Annotated in this window: 22 protein-coding genes; 12 read left to right on the forward strand and 10 right to left on the reverse strand. The window is 56.2% G+C overall.

The window, feature by feature from the left end:
- Positions 1 to 55 precede the first annotated feature (55 nt).
- A complete protein-coding gene (locus HMPREF1024_RS04845; RefSeq protein WP_004174861.1) occupies positions 56 to 229 on the reverse strand; it encodes a YfgG family protein in 174 nt (57 codons plus the stop codon).
- Between the two features lie 370 nt (positions 230 to 599).
- Between HMPREF1024_RS04845 and HMPREF1024_RS04840 the strand changes: the two genes are divergently transcribed.
- Positions 600 to 2828 carry an EAL domain-containing protein gene (locus tag HMPREF1024_RS04840; protein WP_009309504.1) on the forward strand — a complete coding sequence of 743 codons (2229 nt, stop codon included), beginning with the start codon at positions 600 to 602 and terminating at the stop codon, positions 2826 to 2828.
- 53 nt (positions 2829 to 2881) lie between these two features.
- Here HMPREF1024_RS04840 and ppx read toward each other — a convergent pair whose 3' ends face one another.
- The 4 genes from ppx to purM all read right to left on the reverse strand — a co-directional run bounded on the left by ppx (position 2882) and on the right by purM (position 8335).
- Complete coding sequence (gene ppx, locus HMPREF1024_RS04835; protein WP_002913839.1) at positions 2882 to 4414, reverse strand: exopolyphosphatase; 1533 nt, start codon at positions 4412 to 4414, stop codon at positions 2882 to 2884.
- Positions 4415 to 4417: 3 nt separating this feature from the next.
- On the reverse strand, positions 4418 to 6478 hold the full coding sequence (gene ppk1 / locus HMPREF1024_RS04830) for a polyphosphate kinase 1 (protein WP_002913838.1): 2061 nt from the start codon (positions 6476 to 6478) through the stop codon (positions 4418 to 4420).
- Positions 6479 to 6659: 181 nt separating this feature from the next.
- Positions 6660 to 7301 (reverse strand): phosphoribosylglycinamide formyltransferase, encoded by a 642-nt coding sequence (gene purN / locus HMPREF1024_RS04825; RefSeq protein ID WP_009309505.1) that lies wholly within the window; start codon positions 7299 to 7301, stop codon positions 6660 to 6662.
- Positions 7298 to 8335: a phosphoribosylformylglycinamidine cyclo-ligase gene (gene purM, locus HMPREF1024_RS04820; protein WP_002913836.1), complete on the reverse strand. Its 1038-nt coding sequence runs from the start codon at positions 8333 to 8335 to the stop codon at positions 7298 to 7300. The genes purN and purM overlap by 4 nt, the downstream gene beginning before the upstream one ends.
- A gap of 263 nt (positions 8336 to 8598) precedes the next feature.
- Here purM and bglK point away from each other — a divergent pair, with 263 nt between their 5' ends.
- From bglK to HMPREF1024_RS04795, 5 genes are all read left to right on the forward strand, one after another.
- Positions 8599 to 9492 (forward strand): beta-glucoside kinase BglK, encoded by an 894-nt coding sequence (gene bglK, locus HMPREF1024_RS04815; protein ID WP_009309506.1) that lies wholly within the window; start codon positions 8599 to 8601, stop codon positions 9490 to 9492.
- Between the two features lie 9 nt (positions 9493 to 9501).
- Positions 9502 to 10935, forward strand: coding sequence for a 6-phospho-beta-glucosidase (locus tag HMPREF1024_RS04810; protein WP_009309507.1), 1434 nt, complete (start codon positions 9502 to 9504; stop codon positions 10933 to 10935).
- A gap of 215 nt (positions 10936 to 11150) precedes the next feature.
- Positions 11151 to 11777, forward strand: coding sequence for a uracil phosphoribosyltransferase (upp, locus tag HMPREF1024_RS04805; protein WP_002913827.1), 627 nt, complete (start codon positions 11151 to 11153; stop codon positions 11775 to 11777).
- A gap of 95 nt (positions 11778 to 11872) precedes the next feature.
- Positions 11873 to 13159, forward strand: coding sequence for a uracil permease (gene uraA / locus HMPREF1024_RS04800; RefSeq protein ID WP_009309508.1), 1287 nt, complete (start codon positions 11873 to 11875; stop codon positions 13157 to 13159).
- A 98-nt stretch (positions 13160 to 13257) separates the two neighbouring features.
- The gene (locus tag HMPREF1024_RS04795; protein ID WP_020947395.1) at positions 13258 to 13959 is read left to right on the forward strand and encodes a DnaA inactivator Hda; all 702 of its coding nucleotides are present in this window, start codon (positions 13258 to 13260) and stop codon (positions 13957 to 13959) included.
- On the opposite strand, the gene HMPREF1024_RS04790 is transcribed toward HMPREF1024_RS04795, so the two are convergent.
- The 3 genes from HMPREF1024_RS04790 to bepA form a co-directional block, all read right to left on the reverse strand.
- Positions 13956 to 14867, reverse strand: a complete 912-nt coding sequence (locus HMPREF1024_RS04790) for an Rpn family recombination-promoting nuclease/putative transposase (RefSeq protein WP_009309509.1) — start codon at positions 14865 to 14867, stop codon at positions 13956 to 13958. The two genes, HMPREF1024_RS04795 and HMPREF1024_RS04790, sit on opposite strands and share 4 nt — an antisense overlap.
- 127 nt (positions 14868 to 14994) lie before the next feature.
- On the reverse strand, positions 14995 to 15354 hold the full coding sequence (gene arsC, locus HMPREF1024_RS04785; RefSeq protein WP_009309510.1) for an arsenate reductase (glutaredoxin): 360 nt from the start codon (positions 15352 to 15354) through the stop codon (positions 14995 to 14997).
- A 9-nt stretch (positions 15355 to 15363) separates the two neighbouring features.
- Positions 15364 to 16827: a beta-barrel assembly-enhancing protease gene (gene bepA / locus HMPREF1024_RS04780; protein WP_004149282.1), complete on the reverse strand. Its 1464-nt coding sequence runs from the start codon at positions 16825 to 16827 to the stop codon at positions 15364 to 15366.
- Between the two features lie 51 nt (positions 16828 to 16878).
- Here bepA and HMPREF1024_RS31445 point away from each other — a divergent pair, with 51 nt between their 5' ends.
- On the forward strand, positions 16879 to 16995 hold the full coding sequence (locus HMPREF1024_RS31445; protein WP_004221267.1) for a hypothetical protein: 117 nt from the start codon (positions 16879 to 16881) through the stop codon (positions 16993 to 16995).
- 54 nt (positions 16996 to 17049) lie between these two features.
- Positions 17050 to 18111 carry an AI-2E family transporter gene (locus tag HMPREF1024_RS04775; protein ID WP_009309511.1) on the forward strand — a complete coding sequence of 354 codons (1062 nt, stop codon included), beginning with the start codon at positions 17050 to 17052 and terminating at the stop codon, positions 18109 to 18111.
- Between the two features lie 61 nt (positions 18112 to 18172).
- Here the strand turns inward: HMPREF1024_RS04775 and bcp are convergent, their stop codons facing one another.
- Positions 18173 to 18643, reverse strand: coding sequence for a thioredoxin-dependent thiol peroxidase (gene bcp, locus HMPREF1024_RS04770; RefSeq protein WP_002913805.1), 471 nt, complete (start codon positions 18641 to 18643; stop codon positions 18173 to 18175).
- A gap of 3 nt (positions 18644 to 18646) precedes the next feature.
- On the reverse strand, positions 18647 to 19213 hold the full coding sequence (locus HMPREF1024_RS04765; protein ID WP_002913804.1) for a glycine cleavage system transcriptional repressor: 567 nt from the start codon (positions 19211 to 19213) through the stop codon (positions 18647 to 18649).
- A gap of 153 nt (positions 19214 to 19366) precedes the next feature.
- On the opposite strand from HMPREF1024_RS04765, the gene dapA reads away from it, so the two are divergent.
- The 4 genes from dapA to HMPREF1024_RS04745 all read left to right on the forward strand — a co-directional run bounded on the left by dapA (position 19367) and on the right by HMPREF1024_RS04745 (position 23221).
- Positions 19367 to 20245: a 4-hydroxy-tetrahydrodipicolinate synthase gene (gene dapA, locus HMPREF1024_RS04760; RefSeq protein ID WP_002913803.1), complete on the forward strand. Its 879-nt coding sequence runs from the start codon at positions 19367 to 19369 to the stop codon at positions 20243 to 20245.
- 16 nt (positions 20246 to 20261) lie between these two features.
- Complete coding sequence (bamC, locus tag HMPREF1024_RS04755; protein WP_004149279.1) at positions 20262 to 21296, forward strand: outer membrane protein assembly factor BamC; 1035 nt, start codon at positions 20262 to 20264, stop codon at positions 21294 to 21296.
- Between the two features lie 216 nt (positions 21297 to 21512).
- A complete protein-coding gene (purC, locus tag HMPREF1024_RS04750) occupies positions 21513 to 22226 on the forward strand; it encodes a phosphoribosylaminoimidazolesuccinocarboxamide synthase (protein ID WP_002913801.1) in 714 nt (237 codons plus the stop codon).
- Between the two features lie 119 nt (positions 22227 to 22345).
- Complete coding sequence (locus HMPREF1024_RS04745) at positions 22346 to 23221, forward strand: neutral zinc metallopeptidase (RefSeq protein WP_002913800.1); 876 nt, start codon at positions 22346 to 22348, stop codon at positions 23219 to 23221.
- Positions 23222 to 23230 lie beyond the last annotated feature (9 nt).

Below are 23230 nucleotides of genomic sequence, written 5' to 3' on the forward strand. Positions count from 1 at the left end.
TCAGCGAGCGGCTCTGCCTGCGGAGTGTGGCGCTTGCAGTATTAGAATCAAAGGATTACTCGCGGGGGGAGGGTTCGACGGTGAGCGATGACTCCTGCGACGCTTTTTTATCCTGATGATGGTACCAGGCGCCGATGGAGGAGTAGACAAAGCGTCCAAAGAAGAAGAGAAAGCTGATAAGCAGTACGATACGGGTCATGCGACGGTTAAATCGATGTCGTTTACGCATACTGGGTGCCTGACTCACAAAAGGATCCTTGAAGTATACCCGAAGATGGGCGATGGGGGTATTAAGGCACAGGAACGAGATGGGGTCAATTGATGCAGATGTAAAAGTGCGGCAGTGAAAACATTAATTAATGTTATATAAGATAATCGTCGTATTTACATGCTCACTTTATTAGCCGTGAAATGTCGGGAAAAATAAGATTTATTAATGTTGGTGTCAGCATTTGTTGATTTATATCAATAGTCTCCTTCTCTTGGCCACTAAAATCAGCGGACGTTACCGTATCGTTATTATTTACGCGGTCAGCATGGGTGGTTGGATGCCTGCCTGAATATGCCTCGCGGGAGCAGAGGCACTCTGTAGAGCACCTATGAATTTATTAAAATACTATCAACAATATCGCGACAAGTGGTGGGCTTTACCGCTCGTTCTGCCTGCGCTGTTATTACCGGTCGCCAGATGGGCGAATACCTACACCATGCTCAATGGTCATATGGTATTTTTGTATTATCTTCCCCTGGCGCTGGTGCTCAGCCTGATGATGTTTTTTGGCTGGGCGGCGATCCCTGGCATTATTATTGGCCTGCTGTTAACTCTGGCCCACGGCATGATGTTTGAGCAGTCCATCGGTGTACTGTTCCATTTCCTTATCCCCTGCGTGCTCTGCTGGGGCGGCTACCGCATTTTTGTCCCCCAGCGTCAGCAGGTCTCACACGGCAACGTCCGACTGATGCCGCATCGTCTGTTCTGGCAAATGCTGCTCCCCTCGGTCATTTTTCTGATTTTGTCACAGATTGCCGAATATCTTGGACTCCATCCGCGCACAACGGAAATGACCGGCGTTACGCCATTTAGTTTACGTTCATTAATCACCTTTCAGGCGCTAATGGTAGGGTGCCTGACCGGCATGCCGCTGTGTTATTTTGTGTTACGGGTCATTCGTAATCCTTTTCATTTACGCGGCTTTATTTCTCAGGTTCGCTTACAAATTGATCCAAAAATAAAAAAAATTGAAATTATTTGCTGGGCGACGGTATTAATTCTGCTACTGTGGCTATTATTGATGCCGCTTAATGATAGCAGCACCATATTTAGTACGAATTATACGTTGTCATTGCTGATGCCGGTGATGCTCTGGGGTGCCATGCGTTTTGGCTATCGCTTTATCTCACTGATCTGGACGCCGGTGCTGATTGCCGTGATCCATTTTCATTACCGTTACTTACCAATTTACCCAAGCTATAACACCCAGTTGGCGATCACGTCATCAAGCTATCTGGTATTCTCGTTTATTGTCGCCTATACGGCGATGCTGGCGACACAGCAGCGGCTGATCTACGCTCGCGTCCGGCAGATGGCCTTCCTCGACCCGGTGGTTCATATGCCGAACTTGCGGGCGCTAAGCCGGGCGCTCAACGGCACGAGCTGGTCGACGCTCTGTTTTCTGCGCATTCCTGAGCTTGAATTGCTGGGGCGCCACTATGGGGTACTTTTGCGAATCCAGTATAAGCAAATGCTGGCGAACCACCTGAGAACGCTGCTGCAGCCCAACGAAGCGGTATATCATCTTGCCGGTCACGATTTAGTGTTCCGTCTCAATAGCGAAGGGCACCAGGCGCGCATTCACTTAATTGACCGCTCCCTGCGACAGTTCCGTTTCCACTGGGACGGGGTCCCCCTGCAGCCGCGGATCGGCATGAGCTATTGCAACGTTCGCTCGCCGGTCAAGCATCTGTATTTACTGCTTGGCGAGTTGAACACCATTGCCGACATGTCGTTAGCCAGCGGCCATCCGGAAAATTTACAGCGCCGCGGCGCGGGCCATGTTCAGCAGGATCTGAAAGATAAAGTCGTGATGATGAACCGCATTCTCAAAGCGCTGGAACATGACCATTTTGTCCTGATGGCGCAGCCTATCCAGGGCATTCGCGGCGATCGCTATCATGAAGTGCTGGTGAGGATGGAAGGGGAGTCGGGTGAGCTAACGGGGCCAAACGAGTTCTTGCCGGTGGCGCACGAGTTTGGGCTGTCCACGCGGGTGGACCAGTGGGTTATTGAGCATACGCTGGCCTTTATGGACGCCAACCGGCGGGCGCTGCCTGGTCTGCGGCTGGCGATCAATCTTTCTCCGGTGTCGCTGAGCCGCAGCCAGTTTCCTCAGGAGGTCGAAGCGCTGCTGCAGGCCTACAACATTGAGCCATGGCAGATTATTTTCGAGCTGACCGAGAACTACGCGCTCAGCAATCCCGAGCTGGTCTGCCAGACTTTAGAACATCTGCGGGCGCTGGGCTGCCGGGTGGCGATCGATGATTTTGGTACCGGCTACGCCAGCTACGCCCGGTTAAAAACAATGAACGTCGACATTCTTAAAATCGACGGCAGTTTTATTCGCAATCTGCTTGCCAGCAGTCTTGATTACCAGGTCGTGGACTCTATTTGTCGTCTGGCGCGTATGAAGAACATGCAGGTGGTGGCCGAATATGTGGAGTCGCCGGAAATACGTCAGGCGGTCATCACGCTGGGGATCGATTATATGCAGGGCTATGATATCGGGGTACCGGTACCTCTGACGCAGTTGGCGGAGGAGATGATCGGCTGAGCAGCAAAAAGCCGGGCGTAAGCGCCCGGCTCGGTTGATAGCCAGAGATACGATCAGGCGTCTGGCTCTTCTTCAGCAATCTTCAGCATCCATTCCGGCACGCCTTCCCAGTACTGTTGCTCTTTTTCCAGATCCAGCAGCACCAGCGCATTCTGGCTAAACCAGTTGTGCGGAAACGTCAGCGTCCAGTGGTGAGCTTCCGTCTGCAGGCGCAGCGTCGGCGGCGTAGTGGTAGCCTGACGCTGATTATTCAGCAGTACGCCCAGGCGCAGTAGCTGAATTAGCGGCAGAAACTGCTTTTTCCTGAATAGCGTAAAGCGCGGCAGATCGTCGAGCTTGATCGCTTTGCGATGATAGCGTACGAGGGTGGCCATCAGCATCTGCTGCTCCTGATTGAAGCCCGGCAGGTCGCTATTTTGGAGAATGTAGGCCGAGTGACGATGCATGCCGCTGTGGTTGATATTCAGCCCTACCTCATGGAGCATCACCGCCCATTTCAACAGCGCCGCGAGGTGCGGATTGGCCAGCTTGGGATTCTGCTCCTGCCACTGCTCCAGCATCTGGGTGGTAGTTTCCAGTACCCGGCGCGCCTGTTCGCGATCGATGTTGTACTGATTTGCCAGACTCTGTGCCGTGCGGCTACGAATATCCTGGTGGCGGAAGCGGCCTTCCATCTCGTACAGGACACCTTCGCGCAGCGCGCCATCGGACAGACGAAGTTCTTTGATGGCCAGCGCGTCGAACACACCGCAGAGGATCGCCAGCCCAGGCGCAAAGACCGCTTTACGGTCTTCTGAGAGACCGGGCAGACTGAGCGCGTCGAAGTTTTTATGCTTCAACAGCTCATTTACCAGCATCTCGAGGCGCTCCGGCGTAATAAATCCGTCCTTCTCGCCCATCGCCACCAGCACTTCCTGGGCGGCTTTAATGGTGCCGGAGGCGCCCAGCGCCACGGTCCATCCCTGAATACGGAACTGCCAGGCCAGCGTCTCCAGCTTCTGCACCGCCGCCAGGCGCGCGCGCTGGAAGTTTTCTTTATTGATAACGCCGCCAGGGAAATAGGCCTGCGAGAAGCTCACGCAGCCCATGCGGCGGCTTTCCACCAGTCGGGGCTCAAAATCTTCGCCAATGACCAGCTCGGTTGAACCGCCGCCGATATCAATCACCAGCTTGCGGCCGCGCTCCGGCTGCGTGTGCTCAACGCCCATAAAAATCAGGCGCGCTTCTTCATTACCGGAGATGATCTCGATCGGGTAGGGGATCACTTTTTCCGCGCGTTTAAGAAACTCCGCCGCGTTGGTCGCCTGACGCAGCGTATGCGTCCCGACGATACAGACGCTGGAGGGGGAGAACCCCTGCAGGCGTTCGGCAAACAGCGACAGGCAGTTCAGCCCACGGGTCATGGCTTCTTCGCTCAACACCGAGTTTTCATCAAGGCCATCGGCCAGATGTACGCGCTGTTTCAGGCGTCCGATGATCTGCATGGCGCCGTCGACGACACGGGCGATGACCATATGAAAACTGTTCGAACCAAGGTCAACCGCAGCGAACTCCTGCGGCCGAGGGGTGTTATCGTTTATTGGCATAGGTTAGTCGGGTTGTTCGAGTGATTTGAGATAATCGTAAATCGCCATTTGCGCGCGCACTTTACGGCGATTGCCGCGCGGCACATAGCGGTTACTCAGTTCTTTATCAAGATAGCGCGCTTTTACCGTATCGTTGAACAGGATATCAAAAATATCCAGCACCCGCTGCTTCAGACGCGGATCGAGCAGCGGAGCGGCAACTTCGATGCGATAATCGATGTTACGCGTCATCCAGTCGGCAGAGGAGAGCCAGACCTGTTTATCGCCACCGTTTTCAAAACAGTAGACCCGGTCGTGCTCGAGGAAACGGTCCACAATACTGATGACGCGGATATTTTCGCTGATACCTTCCAGACCCGGGATCAGCGAGCACATGCCGCGGATCAGCAGATTAACCGGCACGCCGGAGCTGGAGGCGGCATACAGTCGGTCCACCAGACCTTTATCCACCAGGTTGTTCAGCTTCAGCGTAATCCCGGACGGTTGCCCGTTTTGCGCATTGGCGATCTCGCGATCGATCATCTCATACAGCAGACGACGCGAGTTCTGCGGCGACACCAACAGGTAGTCGAAGCTAACCGGACGATAGGGGTTCTCGATAAAGTTAAACACCCGGCGGACTTCATTGGTAATGCGCGCATCGGCGGTTAACAGCGAATAGTCGGTGTAGATCCGCGCCGTCTTCTCGTTAAAGTTACCGGTGCCGATGTGGGCGTAGCGCACCACCTCATCGCCTTCTTTACGCGAGATAAGGAACAGCTTGGCGTGGATCTTCAGACCTGGCGCAGAGAAGATAACGTGGACTCCGGCTTCCGTCAGGCGTTTCGCCCAGTGAATGTTAGCCTCTTCATCGAAGCGCGCCTGCAGCTCCACCACTACGGTGACTTTCTTACCGTTGTGGGCGGCGTGGATCATCGCGTCAATAATGCGCGAATCCTTGGCCACGCGGTAAATGTTGATTTTGATCGCCAATACGCTGGGGTCGAAGGAGGCCTGACGCAGCAGCTCCAGCACGTGCTCAAAGGTGTGATAGGGATAGTAGAGCAGCACGTCGCGTTCGCGAATGGCGTCGAAGCCGTTGCGGAATTTATCAAACCACAGATGACGCAGGCGCGGCATGGGCTTATTGACCAGATTGGCCTTACCGACGTTCGGGAAGCCGATAAAGTCTTTAAAGTTGTGATAGCGGCCGCCCGGCAGCATTGAGTCATAGTTGGAAATGGAGAGCTTATCGCGCAGCATTTCGACCATCGCATCCGGCATATCGCGCTGGTAGACGAAGCGAACCGGCTCGGCGGTCAGGCGCTGCTTGAGGCTGGAGGACATCAGCTCCATCAGGCTCGACTCCATCTCATGCACCAGATCGTACTCGGCGTCACGGGTCATCTTCATCGAGTAGGCGTTCAGCGCATCGTAATCAAAGAAGCCTTTAAAAATATCGTCCAGGCAATAGCGCAGGATGTTATCCAGGAGGATCATTGGCTTGCGGCGACGCGGCGCTTCCGGCGGCAGGTTCACGAAGCGCGGCACTTTATCCGACGGTATTTCCAGCAGAGCATAGTTGATGTTTTCCCCGCGGATAATCTCCACCGCCAGATAGGTGTAATCATCTTTCAGGAACTGCACGAGGTCCGTTTCGCGGTTGATCAGGATCGGCGAGATATGCTGGCGTAAATACTGCTTGAAGTAGTTGCGCAGCCAGGCCTGCTGATTGACGGACAGCTGGCGCTCGTTGATCAGGAAGATCTGGTTACGCGCCATCTCCAGCAACAGTTCATTATACAGACTATCGAATTCCTGATCGGCCTTCAGAACGCGGGCCTGAATTTTGCCTAACAGGTGGCGAGAATGGGCGGTACTGCCTTGTTCTTCACTGATAATAATCCGGCGCTTCAGCTCAGCGAAGCGCACTTTGTAAAACTCATCCAGGTTGTTGGAGTAAATCCCTAAGAAGCGCATGCGCTCAATCAGCGGGTTACTCTTGTCCGCCGCTTCCTGCAGCACGCGTTCGTTAAAAGACAACCAGCTGAGTTCTTTTTCGATGTATAGCTTTTCCTGGCCCATTACCGCTCACACTCCGTTTTACTCACAGGACGTAGACTATTATGACGAATTTTTCTGCATAGCGATTTACTGTGTCACAACAATATGACAGTAAGAAGAATTATTTCTGTGAGATGTTTGATTAGTAAACACTTTTAAATTAAAAAAAAGCCCCGCGATGTGCTCATGCGGGGCTGGTTGTTCATTCGTCGGCGGCATAGCCCTGCGGGGGAAGCTGTCGCTCATCCAGCCAGGCGTGGTTGCCTGCCATGCGCAGACGTCCATCGACGAACCAGCTGATGACCAGCGGATAAATGGCATGTTCCTGGGCCTGAACCCGCGCCGTGATTTCCTCCTCGCTGTCGCCAGCGAAGACCGGCACCTTGGCCTGCAGGATAACCGGCCCACCGTCCAGCTCATCGGTGACGAAGTGCACCGAGGTGCCGTGCTCCTCGTCACCGTTCTCCAGCACCTGACGATGAGTATGCAGGCCAGGATACTTCGGCAGTAGCGAGGGATGGATGTTCAGCAGACGTCCCTGATAGTGGCTGACGAACGCCGGGCTAAGGATACGCATATAGCCTGCCAGCACCACCAGATCCGGGGCGTAGGCGTCGATTTCATGCATCAGCTGACGATCGAATGCTTCCCGGTCGGCAAACTGACTTTGCGCCAGCGCATGGGCCGGGATGCCGGCCAGGCGCGCGCGCTCAAGGCCGAACGCATCAGCCTGGTTACTGAATACCGCACGCAGGGTGCCGTTTATCTGTTTCCGGCCGCAGGCGTCGATGATCGCCTGCAAATTGCTGCCGCTACCGGAAATCAGCACCACGATGTTTTTCATGCAATGACCACACGCTGTTCGGAATCGGAGGCTTTGATATACCCGATTTTCCACGCGTTTTCACCTTTGTCATTCAGCAGGGCAATCGCTTTGTCCGCTTCCGCTGCCGGCAGGGCGATAATCATCCCTACGCCGCAGTTAAAGGTACGGTACATTTCATGCTGGCTGACGTTACCGGCGGTTTGCAGCCAGTTGAAGACGGATGGCCACTGCCAGGAGGACTCATCGATGATCGCCTGGGTGTTATCCGGCAGTACGCGCGGAATGTTTTCCCAGAAGCCGCCGCCGGTCAGGTGGGCAATAGCGTGGACGTCAACGCTGGCGATCAGATCAAGCACCGATTTCACATAGATGCGGGTTGGCGCCAGCAGATGGTCGGCCAGCGGTTTACCGTCAAGGTCGGTAGTTTGTGGGTCAACGCCGCTAACCTCAATGATCTTACGCACCAGCGAATAGCCGTTAGAGTGCGGGCCGCTGGACGCCAGCGCCACCAGCACGTCGCCATCGGTCACTTTGCTGCCGTCGATGATTTCTGATTTTTCCACTACCCCGACGCAGAAACCCGCCACGTCGTAATCTTCGCCGTGGTACATCCCGGGCATCTCTGCGGTTTCACCACCGACCAGCGCGCAACCGGACTGCAGGCAGCCTTCGGCGATGCCGTTGATGACGCTGGCTGCGGTATCGACGTCCAGTTTACCGGTGGCGTAATAATCCAGGAAAAACAGCGGCTCAGCGCCCTGAACCACCAGGTCGTTCACGCACATGGCGACCAGGTCGATACCGATGGTGTCGTGACGCTTCAGATCCATTGCCAGACGCAGCTTGGTACCGACGCCGTCGGTGCCGGAGACCAGTACCGGCTCGCGGTATTTCTGCGGCAGTGCGCACAGCGCGCCGAATCCGCCCAGTCCCCCCATCACTTCCGGGCGACGGGTTTTCTTCACCACGCCCTTAATACGGTCGACGAGAGCGTTGCCTGCATCAATATCCACGCCGGCATCTTTATAGCTGAGAGAGGTTTTATCGGTCACTGCGAAGTCTCCACGCGTTTGCGGTAAGCAAGAAAAATCGGCGCAATTCTAACAGGGAAAGCAAACGTTTGCGAGCCTGCTTTACAGTTGGCGTAAAACCGCTGATGAATGGTTAAATTTGATACTGCTCACGAAAATGAAACCGGGTACAGTCTGGTGCTTGCCTCTACGTAAAGGAATCCTCATTATACGACTGAAACCGGTTTCCGTGTTGGTTTGCCACGCATTTTGTCGGTGATTGACGCGGGTCAGGAGAGGGATGAATGAAGATTGCGGCATTTGATATCGGTGGCACCGCGTTAAAGATGGGCGTGATGGCCCGCGACGGCAGGCTGCTGGAAACCGCCAGGCAGTCAATCAATGACAGCGATGGCGATCGGATCTTACAGGCAATGCTGTCGTGGCTGGCGGCCCATCCGTCGTGTGAAGGAATAGCCATCAGCGCGCCGGGCTACATCGATCCGCACAGCGGTTTTATCACCATGGGCGGCGCTATCCGTCGATTTGATAACTTCGCCATGAAATCGTGGCTCGAGACGCGAACCGGGCTGCCGGTCTCGGTGGAAAACGACGCCAACTGTGTGCTGCTGGCCGAGCGCTGGCAGGGCAAAGCGGCGGAGATGGCCAATTTTCTGGTGCTCACTATCGGTACTGGCATCGGTGGGGCGATTTTCTGCCAACACCGGCTGATCAACGGGGCGCGTTTTCGTGCCGGCGAATTCGGCTACATGCTTACCGACCGTCCCGGCGGACGCGATCCTCGTCGCTATTCGATGAATGAGAACTGCACTCTGCGGGTGCTGCGCCATCGCTATGCGCAACATATTGGCGCGCCGCTGGATAGCGTGACAGGCGAACTGATTTTCGACCGCTATGACGCCGGCGACCCGGTTTGTCAGCGTCTGGTCGCCGAGTTCTTCAATGGCCTGGGCCATGGCCTTTATAACCTCGTCCATATCTTCGATCCGCAGACCATTTTTATCGGTGGCGGCGTTGTGGAACGCCCAGGATTTCTGACGCTACTGCGCCAGCATCTGGCCTGGTTCGGCATTGCCGACTATCTCGATACCGTCAGTCACGGTAACGATGCCGGCCTGATTGGCGCGGTTTACCATTTTAATCAGCTGTATCGTTCGCCAGACGACGATCGACATTAGGGAGAGACTATGTCCGGATTTAAAGCAGGTTTTCTGTGGGGCGGCGCGGTCGCAGCGCATCAGTTAGAGGGCGGCTGGCAGGAGGGCGGCAAGGGGATCAGCGTGGCGGATGTGATGACCGCCGGCGCCCACGGCGTGGCGCGGGAAATTACCGACGGCGTGGTGGCCGGGAAAAACTACCCGAACCATGAGGCGATCGATTTTTATCATCGTTATCCACAAGACCTGGCGCTGTTTGCCGAGATGGGCTTCAAATGTTTTCGCACCTCGATTGCCTGGACGCGTATTTTCCCGCAGGGCGATGAGCTGGAGCCCAACGAGGCTGGCCTGCAGTTTTATGATGATCTGTTCGACGAATGCCTGAAACACGGCATTGAGCCAGTCATTACGCTGTCGCATTTTGAAATGCCTTATCATCTGGTCACCGAGTACGGCGGCTGGCGCAACCGCAAGCTAATCGACTTTTTCGTGCGCTTTGCCAGGGTCGTCTTCACCCGCTATCAACATAAAGTGAAGTACTGGATGACCTTTAACGAGATCAACAACCAGGCCAACTTCCATGAGGACTTTGCCCCCTTCACCAACTCCGGTTTGAAATATTTGCCGGATGAAGACCGGGAACCGGTGATGTACCAGGCCGCGCACTATGAGCTGGTGGCCAGCGCCCTGGCGGTGAAAGCGGCGCGCGAGATCAACCCGGCGCTGCAGATTGGCTGCATGATCGCTATGTGCCCCATCTATCCGCTGACCTGCGCCCCGGACGATATGATGATGGCGATGAACGCCATGCACCGCCGTTACTGGTTTACCGACGTCCACGTGCGCGGTCGCTATCCGCAGCATCTGCTCAACTATTTTGCCCGCCGCGGCTTTACTCTGGATATCACCGAAGCCGATCGTCAGGCGTTAACCGAGGGCTGTGTCGACTACATTGGCTTTAGCTACTATATGTCGTTCGCTACCAAAGCCACCGAAGACAACCCCTTGCTTGATTATGATGAAACCACCAGCCTGGTCTCCAACCCGTACGTCAAAAAGTCGGACTGGGGCTGGCAGATTGACCCGGTCGGTCTGCGCTATTCGCTGAACTGGTTCTGGGATCACTACCAGCTGCCGCTGTTTATTGTCGAAAACGGCTTTGGCGCGATTGATGTCCGCGAAGCGGACGGCAGCGTCAATGACCAGTATCGCATCGATTATCTCTCCGCCCATATCGCGGAGATGAAAAAGGCGGTGGTCGAGGATGGCGTCGATCTGATGGGCTACACCCCCTGGGGCTGTATCGATCTGGTTTCCGCCGGCACGGGGGAAATGAAAAAACGCTACGGCTTTATTTATGTCGATAAAGATAATGAAGGCAATGGCACGTTGGCACGCAGCCGGAAAAAGTCCTTTGCCTGGTATCAGCAGGTAATTGCCAGCAACGGGGAGAACCTGTCGTAGTCGGGTGGCGCTAACGCTTAACCGACCTACAATACACGTAGGCCCGCGTAAGCGTATGGACTGCACCCCGCACCCAAGCCGGAGCCTCGCCTCCGGTTTTTTTGTCTCTAAATCACTTTGCTTGATATACGTCAAGCAAGATGGGTATGGCACAATCCGCAAAAAGCGGTATAATCCCGCGATTTTTTTTGGCTGCCCCTCAGAGGAGAAAGAGAATGAAGATTGTGGAAGTCAAACACCCACTCGTCAAACACAAGCTGGGCCTGATGCGCGAGCACGACATCAGCACCAAACGCTTCCGTGAACTCGCCTCAGAAGTGGGCAGCTTACTGACTTATGAAGCCACCGCCGATCTGGAGACTGAGAAAGTCACTATTGAAGGCTGGAACGGTCCGGTGGAAGTCGAGCAGATCAAGGGCAAGAAAATTACCGTTGTGCCTATCCTGCGCGCTGGCCTCGGCATGATGGAAGGGGTGCTGGAGCACGTGCCAAGCGCGCGTATCAGCGTGGTCGGTATCTATCGCAATGAAGAAACCCTCGAGCCGGTGCCTTACTTCCAGAAACTGGTGTCTAACATCGATGAACGTATGGCGCTGGTCGTTGACCCGATGCTGGCCACCGGTGGGTCGATGATCGCCACTATCGATCTGCTGAAAAACGCCGGCTGCACCAGCATCAAGGTGCTGGTGCTGGTGGCGGCGCCGGAAGGGATTGCCGCGCTGGAGAAAGCCCACCCGGACGTTGAGCTGTACACCGCCTCTGTCGATAAGGGACTGAACGAGCACGGGTATATCATTCCCGGTCTCGGCGATGCCGGCGACAAGATTTTTGGAACGAAATAAAATATACCGCGAAAAAAGCCGACTTTGAGAGTCGGCTTTTTTTTGAATAAAAGTAATCCGCAGCAAATAACAGACGACTCTCAGAGGAATACACTATGACGCGCCGTGCCATCGGGGTGAGTGAAAGACCGCCGCTTTTACAGACAATCCCGCTTAGTTTGCAACATCTGTTCGCCATGTTTGGCGCAACGGTACTGGTGCCTATTCTGTTCCACATTAACCCGGCCACCGTCCTGCTGTTCAACGGCATCGGTACGCTGTTGTACCTCTTTATCTGTAAAGGCAAAATTCCCGCTTATCTGGGATCAAGCTTCGCTTTTATCTCCCCGGTGCTGCTGCTGTTGCCGCTGGGCTACGAAGTGGCGCTGGGCGGCTTTATTATGTGCGGCGTGCTGTTCTGCCTCGTCTCCTTTATTGTCAAAAAAGCCGGTACCGGCTGGCTGGATGTGATGTTCCCGCCGGCGGCGATGGGCGCCATCGTGGCGGTTATCGGCCTCGAACTGGCGGGCGTGGCGGCTAATATGGCCGGGCTGCTGCCGGCCGACGGCCAGTCACCGGACAGTAAAACCATTATTATCTCGATGGTGACCCTGGCGGTGACGGTGTTCGGATCCGTGCTGTTCCGCGGCTTCCTGGCGATTATTCCGATCCTGATCGGCGTGCTGGTGGGCTATGCGCTGTCGTTTGTGATGGGCGTGGTCGATACCACCCCGATCGCCGAGGCGCACTGGTTCGCGCTGCCGACTTTCTACACTCCGCGCTTTGAGTGGTTTGCTATCTTCACCATACTGCCCGCCGCGCTGGTGGTGATTGCCGAGCACGTGGGGCATCTGGTGGTGACCGCCAATATCGTTAAGCGCGATCTGATCCGCGACCCGGGCCTGCATCGTTCGATGTTTGCCAACGGCCTGTCGACGATCATTTCCGGCTTCTTCGGTTCGACGCCCAACACTACCTACGGTGAAAATATCGGCGTGATGGCGATTACCCGGGTCTACAGCACCTGGGTAATCGGCGGCGCGGCGATCATTGCGATTCTGCTCTCCTGCGTCGGCAAACTGGCGGCGGCTATCCAGATCATCCCGGTGCCGGTGATGGGCGGCGTTTCCCTGCTGCTGTACGGGGTGATCGGCGCCTCGGGGATCCGCGTACTGATTGAATCGAAGGTGGATTACAGTAAAGCGCAGAATCTGATCCTCACCTCCGTGATCCTGATCATCGGCGTTAGCGGCGCTAAAGTGCACATTGGCGCCGCCGAGCTGAAAGGGATGGCGCTGGCGACTATCGTGGGCATCGCCCTCAGCCTGATTTTCAAGCTTATCAGCGTCCTGCGTCCGGAAGAGGTGGTCCTCGACGCGGCGGATAGCGAAGAGTTTAAATAACGATCGCCTGACCGGGCGGCGATCCCGCCCGGTTCTCTCCTGACCTAAATCTGTGGTAAACTCTTCGCGTTTTTCTGTAAGCCTATGTTGAGGTCCATCTGAACGCACCGGCACAGCTCTCTTTGCCACTGTATCTTCCTGACGACGAAACCTTCGCGAGTTTCTGGCCGGGTGATAATCCTTCCCTACTTGCCGCCCTCCAGAACGTACTGCGCCAGGAACACAGCGGGTACATTTATATCTGGTCACGTGAAGGGGCAGGTCGTAGCCACCTGTTACACGCCGCCTGCGCGGAGCTTTCCCAGCGCGGGGATGCGGTAGGCTACGTGCCGCTGGATAAACGAACGTGGTTTGTGCCCGAGGTGCTGGAGGGGATGGAACAGCTGGCGCTGGTGTGCATCGATAACATCGAGTGCGTCGCCGGCGATGAGCCCTGGGAGATGGCCATCTTTAATCTCTATAACCGGATCCTGGAATCAGGCAAAACCCGGCTGCTGATCACCGGCGATCGGCCGCCGCGGCAGCTGAATCTTGGCCTGCCGGATCTGGCCTCACGGCTGGACTGGGGGCAGATCTATAAGCTGCAGCCGCTGTCGGATGAAGACAAACTGCAGGCGCTGCAGCTGCGCGCCAGACTGCGCGGCTTCGAGATGCCGGAAGATGTGTGCCGCTTCCTGCTGAAGCGGCTGGATCGCGAGATGCGTTCGCTGTTTATGACCCTCGATCAGCTGGATCATGCCTCGATTACCGCTCAGCGCAAGCTGACGATCCCCTTCGTGAAAGAGATCCTTAAGCTTTAGTCCGCCAGGGGAGTCAGCTCCTGCTCCGTCAGCCCGGTCAACCGGGCGACCAGGTCGCGCGGAAGGCCGCTGTGCAGCATAGCGACAGCGATGCGCTGCGCCTCTTCTTTCCGTCCTTCCTGACGGCCTTGCGCCAGGCCCCGCTCCAGCCCCTGTTGTTCCAGATATTCCGCAATCGTCATCAACGTCTCCTTATGCCGCGGCGTACGTAACGCCAGCTCGCGAATGAATTTAATCGGCTCGCGCGTGTTGCCTGCCTGTACCAGATAGTGCATCAGGGCTTGTACCTGCGATTCCGTCGCCAGTCCAGTCAATAATAATTCGCTCAGCTTGTCGAGGAGCTGCGCCAGATCGCGTTGTCGAATATGTTTTTGCAGTAACTCCAGCGTTGCCATGCGCTGGTGGGTGGCAATCTCGTCATCCGGAATGACGGTTATGTCCGCCAGCGGAAACGCCCCGTGATAAAGGTGGCCGGCCAGCTCCGGAGCGACGAATTCATCGAGCCAGCGCAGAGAGAACGGATAGGGGCTCACCAGACCGTGGTAGAAGAGAACAGGGATCACCAGCGGCAGGCGATCGTGGCCGGCATCTAGATGGCGCTGCATGGCGGCGATGGCGTAGCGCATCAGACGAAAGGCCATATGCCGGTCGGGCGTGCTCTGGTGTTCGATAAGCGCATAAATATAACCGTCGCCCGCCGTGGTTTTCAGGGAATACAAAATGTCGGCGTAAAAGGGACGCAGATCGTCTTCGACAAAATGCCCGGACTCGAGATGCAGCGTACGCAGATCGCACACTTTAAGCAGCGTCTCGGGCAGATACAGTTGCAGGAAATCACGGGCGGTATCGGGATGGGAGAGGTAGGTCTTAAACACGGCGTCATGGGGCGTGGAGGTCGGCTTTTTCATGTTCATCCGTCCAGTGGATTGAGCGATGGATGAACAGTAGCACCGTCCGGCGGGCGGGAGATATTGGCGTGAAAGATCTGGAATCGCCCACGTAAAAAAAGCGCCGCGCAAGCGCGGCGCGGGTGAGTTAGCTTACGATCTCAAGAACCCGTTCCGGCGGGCGGCCAATACGCGCCTGGCCGCGGCTGACGACGATAGGGCGCTCGATGAGTTTCGGATTGTCGACCATCGCCTGTATCAGCGCCGCGTTGCTGAGAGCCGGGTCGGCCAGATTGAGCGATTTATACAGCTCCTCTTTCTGGCGCATGAGCTCGCGGGGGCTCTCCATACCCAGCAGCTGCAGCAGCTGGCGCAGTGTCCCGGCATCCGGTGGCGTCTCAAGATAAAGCACCACCTCAGGATCGATGCCGCGACTCTGCAGCAGGCTCAGCGTTTCGCGGCTCTTGGAGCAGCGTGGGTTATGGTAAATTTTTACCGCGTCGGTCATGGGGTCTCCTTACATTTTTTGATAAGGACGGAAGCGAGCCTGCAGATCGCGTAGCTGATCGATACGGGCATCGTAACGTGCCTGCTGCAGGCTACCGAGTTTCACCTGCGAGCTGGCGCTGCTGAGCAGGGAAATCGCCTGCTCCAGCTGGCCGACCAGCGCCATGCTTTCAGCCCGCGCCGCCAGCTCCTGATCGCGATTGCCCAGCGCGCCTTCCGCCTGGGCCAGCAGGTCCCAGCCGTTGCCATCCTCTTTATAGGTAAAGGTATACCGGTTCAGAATGGTCGCCGCTTCCCCGGGCTGCCCGCCCTGCAGCAGGGCGTTGGCCAGGTTCAGCTGCAGCACCGGATTAGTACGCAGCTCGCGGGCGTTTTTAAGGCGATTGATGGCGTCGCTGGTTTTCTTCTGTCCGAGGTCGATATCGGTGGCCAGATCGAGATACCAGGCATTTTGCGGGTCGGCGTTGAGCAGCGGCTGCAGCGTTTTGCGTGCCTGGTCAAAGTTGTTGCTTTCCATCGCCAGCAGAGCGCGACCATACTGGGCGGCATGCTGTTGGCGGATATTGCCTTTATCCCAGGCGTTCAGCAGATCGGTGCCCAGCTTGTTGTCGCCGTTGGTGTACATCCCGAGGGTACGCGCCTTCGCCAGATAGAAGTCCGCCGAGGACTGTACCACCACCGGGCGCATCTGGTTGGCGCGGTTACGGGCATCGGCCAGTCGGCTTTCCGGCAGGGGGTGGGTGAGCAACATTTCCGGCGGTCGCGTCGAGTAGCGCGACTCGTCAAGCAGTTTACCCATAAACATCGGCATGGCCTGTGGGTCGAAACCCGAGCGCTGCAGAACCTGAATGCCAATCCGGTCGGCCTCTTCTTCGTTCTGGCGGGTGAAGCTGATCATACCCTGCTGAGTACCGGCCAGCGTCCCGGTCAGGGCCGCCATTCCGGCCTGCGGGCTGGCCATCGCCAGCAAAATTGAACCCAGCGCGCCGACCCAGGTCAGCGGCGCGTTGCGCTTCTGATCTTCCATCGCGCGGGCGAGATGCCGCTGCGTCACGTGGGAGATTTCGTGCGCCATGACAGAGGCCAGTTCGCTCTCGTTATCAGAGTAGCGGAACAGGGCGGAGTGGAGGACCACATTGCCGCCGAAGAAGGCGAAGGCGTTGATCTGGTCGTTATTAATCAAATAGAAGTGGAACGGGGTACGCACCGAGTTGGCGTGAGCCACCAGACGCATACCCAGCCCGTTGATATATTGCACCAGCAGAGGGTCGTTGATCAGCGGCGCGCTACCGCGCAGTTGGCGGACGTAGTAATCCCCCATCTGCATTTCCTGACCGATTGACAGCGTGCTTCCTGCGGAGGTTCCCATGTCCGGCAGGGTATCTGCGGAGTCAGCAAAAGCAGGACCTATCGAACCCAGCGTCAGCGACGCGATCGCGATCGCCACCAGCGTTTTCTTCAACTGCCTGAACATAACCTCTGTCCTGTAATGTGGGTGTGCCAGTTTGACCGATTGTGCGGCGTAATGTTCCCTGGCCGCATCCCAGCGAGTTTAGCTGGCGTTGGCCGCCTTGAAAATATGTTCTTCATGGCGGAGAACGGTTTGACTGCGGCGCATCAAAAAGCGAAGTCTTTTTTGTGACATTTCGATACAATTCCCCGGATTGTCGCCGCTTGGCCCTTCAGGGAAGGTTTTATGCTTGAGATGTTAATGCAGTGGTACCGCCGTCGATTCAGCGACCCTGAGGCGATAGCGCTGCTGGTTATTTTGCTTGCCGGTTTCGGCATTATGTTCTTTTTCAGCGGCCTGCTGGCCCCGTTGCTGGTGGCTATCGTGCTGGCCTATCTGCTGGAGTGGCCGACCGTTCGTCTGGCGCGCATCGGTCTGTCGCGCACCTGGGCCACCTCGCTGGTGCTGATCCTCTTTGTGGGCATCCTGCTGTTGCTGGCCTTTGTGGTGCTGCCGGTAGCCTGGCAGCAAGGGATCTACCTCATCCGCGATATGCCGGGCATGCTAAATAAGCTCTCTGATTTCGCCGCCACGCTGCCGCGGCGCTATCCGGCGTTAATGGATGCCGGCATTATCGATGCGATGGCGGAAAATATGCGCACCCGGATGCTGACGGTGGGCGACTCGGTGGTTAAGTACTCTCTGGCCTCGCTGGTGGGGTTACTCACCCTGGCGGTCTATCTGGTGCTGGTGCCGCTGATGGTCTTCTTCCTGCTGAAGGATAAAGAGCAGATGCTCAACGCGGTGCGCCGCGTTCTGCCGCGCAATCGCGGGCTTGCCGGGCAGGTGTGGAAAGAGATGAACCAGCAGATCACCAACTACATTCGCGGCAAGGTGCTGGAGATGATTGTCGTCAGCGTCGCCACCTGGATAGGCTTTATTCTCTTTGGCCTCAACTACTCGTTGCTGCTGGCGGTGCTGGTGGGCTTCTCGGTGCTGATCCCCTATATCGGCGCGTTTGTGGTGACCATTCCGGTGGTGGGGGTGGCGCTGTTTCAGTTTGGCGCTGGCACCGAGTTCTGGAGCCTGTTTGCGGTCTATCTGATTATTCAGGGGCTGGACGGTAACCTGCTGGTTCCGGTGCTATTCTCGGAAGCGGTCAATTTACACCCGCTGGTGATTATCCTGTCGGTGGTGATCTTTGGCGGACTGTGGGGATTCTGGGGCGTCTTCTTCGCCATTCCGCTGGCCACGCTGATTAAAGCAGTGGTGCATGCCTGGCCGGATGGTTTGGCGGTCGACGACTAAGGCAATGAGAATAAAAAAAGACGCCGGGCGAGGGCTTCCTCTCCCGGCGTCTTGCTTTGCATCAGGCGTTTTCTTTCAGCCAGTTCAGCACCACGTCGTGGTGATTGCTGGTTTTGAAATCATCAAAGACGTGTTCGATTTTGCCATCGGCATCGATGAGGAAACTAATCCGGTGGATCCCGTCGTAGGTTTTCCCCATAAAGGATTTTTCGCCCCAGACGCCAAACTGCTCGCAAACCTGATGGTTTTCATCAGACAGCAGCGTAAAGTTCAGCAGCTCTTTTTCGGCGAAACGGGAGAGTTTTTCCGGTTTATCGGTGCTGATGCCCAGCACTTCAACGCCGGCTTTTTTCAGGTCGTCCATATTATCGCGCAAGCCGCACGCCTGTACGGTGCAGCCCGGGGTCATGGCTTTCGGGTAAAAATAAACCAGGACACGTTGTCCCTGGAAGTCGGTTAAATTTACTTCCTCGCCGTCCTGGTCCGGTAAGCTAAATTTCGGTGCGATATCACCGGCTTTCAGTGGGGTCATGGGTTAAACTCCATCCTGTTCATCATGCTGTGAATAATTAACGATGTTAATACTGCCTTGTGCGTTCAGTTCTGTACATAGGGCTTTGAACGCTTGTTCGATATTTGCTGCATTTTGCGTCGCAGGACTGTGGGCAGTTATCTGGATAAAAAGCTGCGCGGAATCGCCGTCTCCCGGCTGCGTGCGGGACACCAGCTCCGCAATATTCATATTCCATGTATCGCACAGGGCAGTAAAGCGCTCGATGATATGCGGTGAGTCCGGCACCTCAACCTGGACCCAAACGGTGTTTGGCATGGCCTGCGGCGGGCGCGCAGTGGTGCGTTTCATCACGATCAACAGCTCCAGCTCCGCGCCTTTCAGCGGCAGAGTTGATTCGATCAGGTTAATCGCATTCCACGACCCGGAAAGCAGCATGATAAACGTAAACTCATCACCGAGCATGGCCAGCCGGCTGTCTTCGATATTACAACCGCAGCTGCTGACGTGGCGAGTGATCGTATTCACGATGCCGGGACGGTCAGCCCCCAGGGCGGTAATAACCAGATAGTGTTGTAATGAGGCTGTCAAACCTGTTCTTCCTTTAAAAAGGTGAGGTAACATTAGGAAAGCATAAAAAAAACCGCCATACAACATCCCTGATGGCGTCGGGTCTCTTGCTTTTATTACAGCTCCAAACGTAACATTGAGAATCTTGTCGCACTTCTGCTCTGAGGATGGCCCATGTTCACGGGAAGTATTGTAGCGCTTGTCACGCCGATGGATGAAAACGGTAATGTCTGCCGGACAAGCCTGAAAAAACTGATTGATTACCATGTCGCCAACGGAACCTCGGCGATCGTTTCGGTAGGGACTACCGGTGAATCCGCAACGCTGAGCCATGAAGAGCATGGCGACGTGGTGATGATGACGCTGGAGCTGGCCGACGGGCGTATTCCGGTTATCGCTGGAACGGGAGCCAATGCAACCGCAGAGGCGATTAGCCTGACCAAACGTTTTAACGATAGCGGTGTTGTTGGCTGCCTGACGGTCACTCCTTATTATAACCGTCCGACCCAGGAAGGCCTGTTCCAGCACTTTAAAGCTATCGCCGAACATACTGACCTGCCGCAAATTCTGTATAATGTGCCGTCCCGTACCGGTTGCGATATGCTGCCGGAAACCGTTGGCCGTCTGGCGGAAATTAAAAATATTGTCGGTATTAAGGAAGCAACAGGGAACTTAAGTCGCGTTCACCAGATCAAAGAGCTGGTTTCAGACGACTTTATTCTGCTGAGCGGTGACGATGCGACCGGTATGGACTTCATGCAGCTCGGTGGCGTAGGCGTGATTTCTGTCACGGCCAACGTGGCGGCGCGCGAAATGGCCGACATGTGCCGTCTGGCGCTGGCGGGTCAATTTGCCGAAGCTCGTGCGATTAACCAGCGTCTGATGCCACTGCATACAAAATTATTTGTCGAACCCAATCCTATCCCGGTGAAATGGGGATGCAAGGCGTTGGGTCTTGTGGCGACCGATACGCTGCGCTTGCCGATGACGCCTATCACCGATCATGGTCGTGAAGCCGTCACTGCCGCGCTGAAGCATGCCGGTTTGCTGTAAAGTTTAGGGAGATTTGATGGCTTACTCAGTACAGAAGTCGCGCCTGGCGAAGGTTGCGGGTGTTTCGCTGGTTCTACTCCTCGCGGCCTGTAGTTCCGACTCGCGCTATAAGCGTCAGGTGAGCGGTGATGAGGCCTATTTACAGGCATCACCGTTGAGCGAACTTCACGCGCCGGCGGGGATGATCCTGCCGATTCAGGTGGGTGATTACAATATTCCGGTGGCTAACAGCACCGGCGCGGTCGGTAAAGCGCTGGACATTCGTCCGCCGGCGCAGCCGCTGGCGCTGGTGAGCGGTGCGCGGACCCAGTTTAACGGCGATACCGCGACGCTGATGGTCGAGAACGGCCGCAGCGGTTCGCTGTGGGCACAGGTCACCAGTATTCTTCAGGCGAAGAACTACGTTATCGCCAAGCGCGATGATGCGAGCCAGACGCTGAACACCGACTGGGTTGAGTGGAACCGTCTTGATGAAGATCAGCAGTATCGCGGTCGTTATCAAATCTCCGTCAAACCGCAGGGTTATCAGCAAGCGGTGGTCGTTAAGCTGGTGAATCTGGAGCAGGCGGGTAAACCGGTTGCCGATCCGGCGTCTCTGCAGCGCTACAGCACCGCTATGCTGAACGTCATTTCGGAAGGCCTTGACATGAATGCCACCAGCGCCCAGAACGCCGCACAGCGCAGCGCGGGGGCCACCTTCGACGTGCAGAGCGCCGCCGACGATACCGGCCTGCCGATGCTCGTTGTTCGCGCGCCGTTTAACCTGGTGTGGCAGCGTCTGCCGGGCGCCCTCGAGAAAGTGGGGATGAAAGTGACCGACAGCACGCGCTCTCAGGGCAGCATGGCGCTGACCTATAAGCCGCTGTCTGACAGCAGCTGGCAGGAGCTGGGCGCACGTGACCCGCAGCTGGTCTCCGGCGACTACAAACTGCAGGTCGGCGACCTCGATAACCGCAGTAGCCTGCAGTTTATCGACCCGAAAGGCCACACCCTGACGCAGTCGCAAAATGACGCCCTGGTAGCCGTATTCCAGGCCGCATTTAACAAGTAATCAAAAGGGCTGGAGCAATCCGGCCCTTTTTCATGTATAGTGACGCAAACGTGTGCGTGGCCATATAATCCTGTAAATCGCCGCGTTAAGGCTGCTCCAGTCGCCTGACTGCAGTTCGCCCCGCAAGCGTACAGCATCCGCTCCAACGCCCGTTGCAGGATGTTATGTAAGACCGACACGTCATTTTTTGGCTCAATATCACTGGAGTAGTGAAAGATGAAAAAGCAAGCTGAGTTGTATCGTGGTAAGGCGAAGACAGTATACAGCACCGATAATCCGGACCTGCTGGTACTGGAATTCCGTAACGATACGTCAGCAGGTGATGGCGCGCGCATCGAGCAGTTCGATCGTAAAGGCATGGTGAACAACAAATTCAACCATTTCATTATGAGTAAACTGGCAGAAGCGGGCATCCCTACCCAGATGGAAGCGCTGCTCTCCGATACCGAATGTCTGGTGAAAAAACTGGATATGGTGCCGGTAGAGTGCGTGGTGCGTAACCGTGCGGCAGGCTCGCTGGTAAAACGTTTAGGCATTGAAGAAGGTATCGAGCTGAATCCGCCGCTGTTCGACCTGTTCCTGAAAAACGATGCTATGCACGATCCGATGGTCAACGACTCCTACTGCGAAACCTTCGGCTGGGTGAGTAAAGAGAATCTGGCGCGGATGCGCGAGCTGACCTACAAAGCCAACGACGTGCTGAAAAAACTGTTCGATGACGCCGGTCTGATTCTGGTGGACTTTAAGCTGGAGTTTGGTCTGTTCAAAGGCGAAGTGGTGCTGGGCGACGAGTTTTCGCCGGACGGCAGCCGCCTGTGGGATAAAAACACCCTCGATAAAATGGACAAAGACCGCTTCCGCCAGAGCCTTGGCGGCCTGATCGAAGCCTACGAAGAAGTGGCTCACCGCCTGGGCGTTAAGCTCGACTAACCCGCCCGCCGCCAGAAGATGGCCTCATCTTCTGGCGTCTCTTGCTGTTTCCTGTGGTAATCCTGCGCTGAACCGCCTACGATCTCTGCTATTGATACATAACAGGGAATGAGGTGCTTATGCGCTGGCAAGGGCGTCGCGAAAGCGACAATGTTGAAGATCGACGTGGACAATCAGGCTCGCCGTTTGGCGGCGGCGGGGGCGGCGGCTTCCGTCTGCCGAGCGGGAAGGGCGGCATTGTACTGCTGATTATTGTGCTGGTGGCGGGCTACTACGGCGTGGATTTGACCGGCATGTTGACCGGCGAACCGATGCCGCAGCAGCAGACCTCCACGCAGCGCTCCATCAGTCCGAAAGACGATGAAGCGGCGAAGTTTACTTCCGTCATTCTGGCTACCACCGAAGATACCTGGGGGCCGATCTTTGAAAAGATGGGCCGCCAGTACCCGCAGCCAAAGCTGGTGCTCTACCGCGGCGCGACCCGTACCGGCTGCGGCACCGGTCAGTCGGTGATGGGCCCCTTCTATTGTCCTGCCGACAGTACGGTCTATATTGACCTGTCATTCTACGATGAGATGAAAAATAAACTGGGCGCCGACGGCGACTTTGCCCAGGGGTACGTCATTGCTCATGAAGTGGGTCATCACGTACAAAAACTGCTGGGCATTGAGCCGAAGGTCCGCCAGCAACAGCAGCATGCCACGCAGGCCGAAGCCAACCGCCTGTCGGTTAAGATGGAGCTGCAGGCAGACTGCTTCGCCGGCGTCTGGGGTCATAATATGCAGCAGCAGGATATTCTGGAAACTGGCGATCTGCAGGAGGCGCTGAACGCCGCCGAGGCCATCGGCGACGATCGTCTACAGCAGCAGAGCCAGGGACGCGTGGTGCCGGACAGTTTTACCCACGGCACCTCGAAACAGCGCTACACCTGGTTCAAACGCGGTTTCGATAGCGGCGATCCGGCGCAGTGCAATACCTTCGGCAGCGCGCTGTAATCGTCCCCC

Origin of the sequence: Klebsiella sp. 4_1_44FAA, assembly GCF_000238715.1 — a bacterium.
GTDB classification, from domain to species: domain Bacteria; phylum Pseudomonadota; class Gammaproteobacteria; order Enterobacterales; family Enterobacteriaceae; genus Klebsiella; species Klebsiella pneumoniae.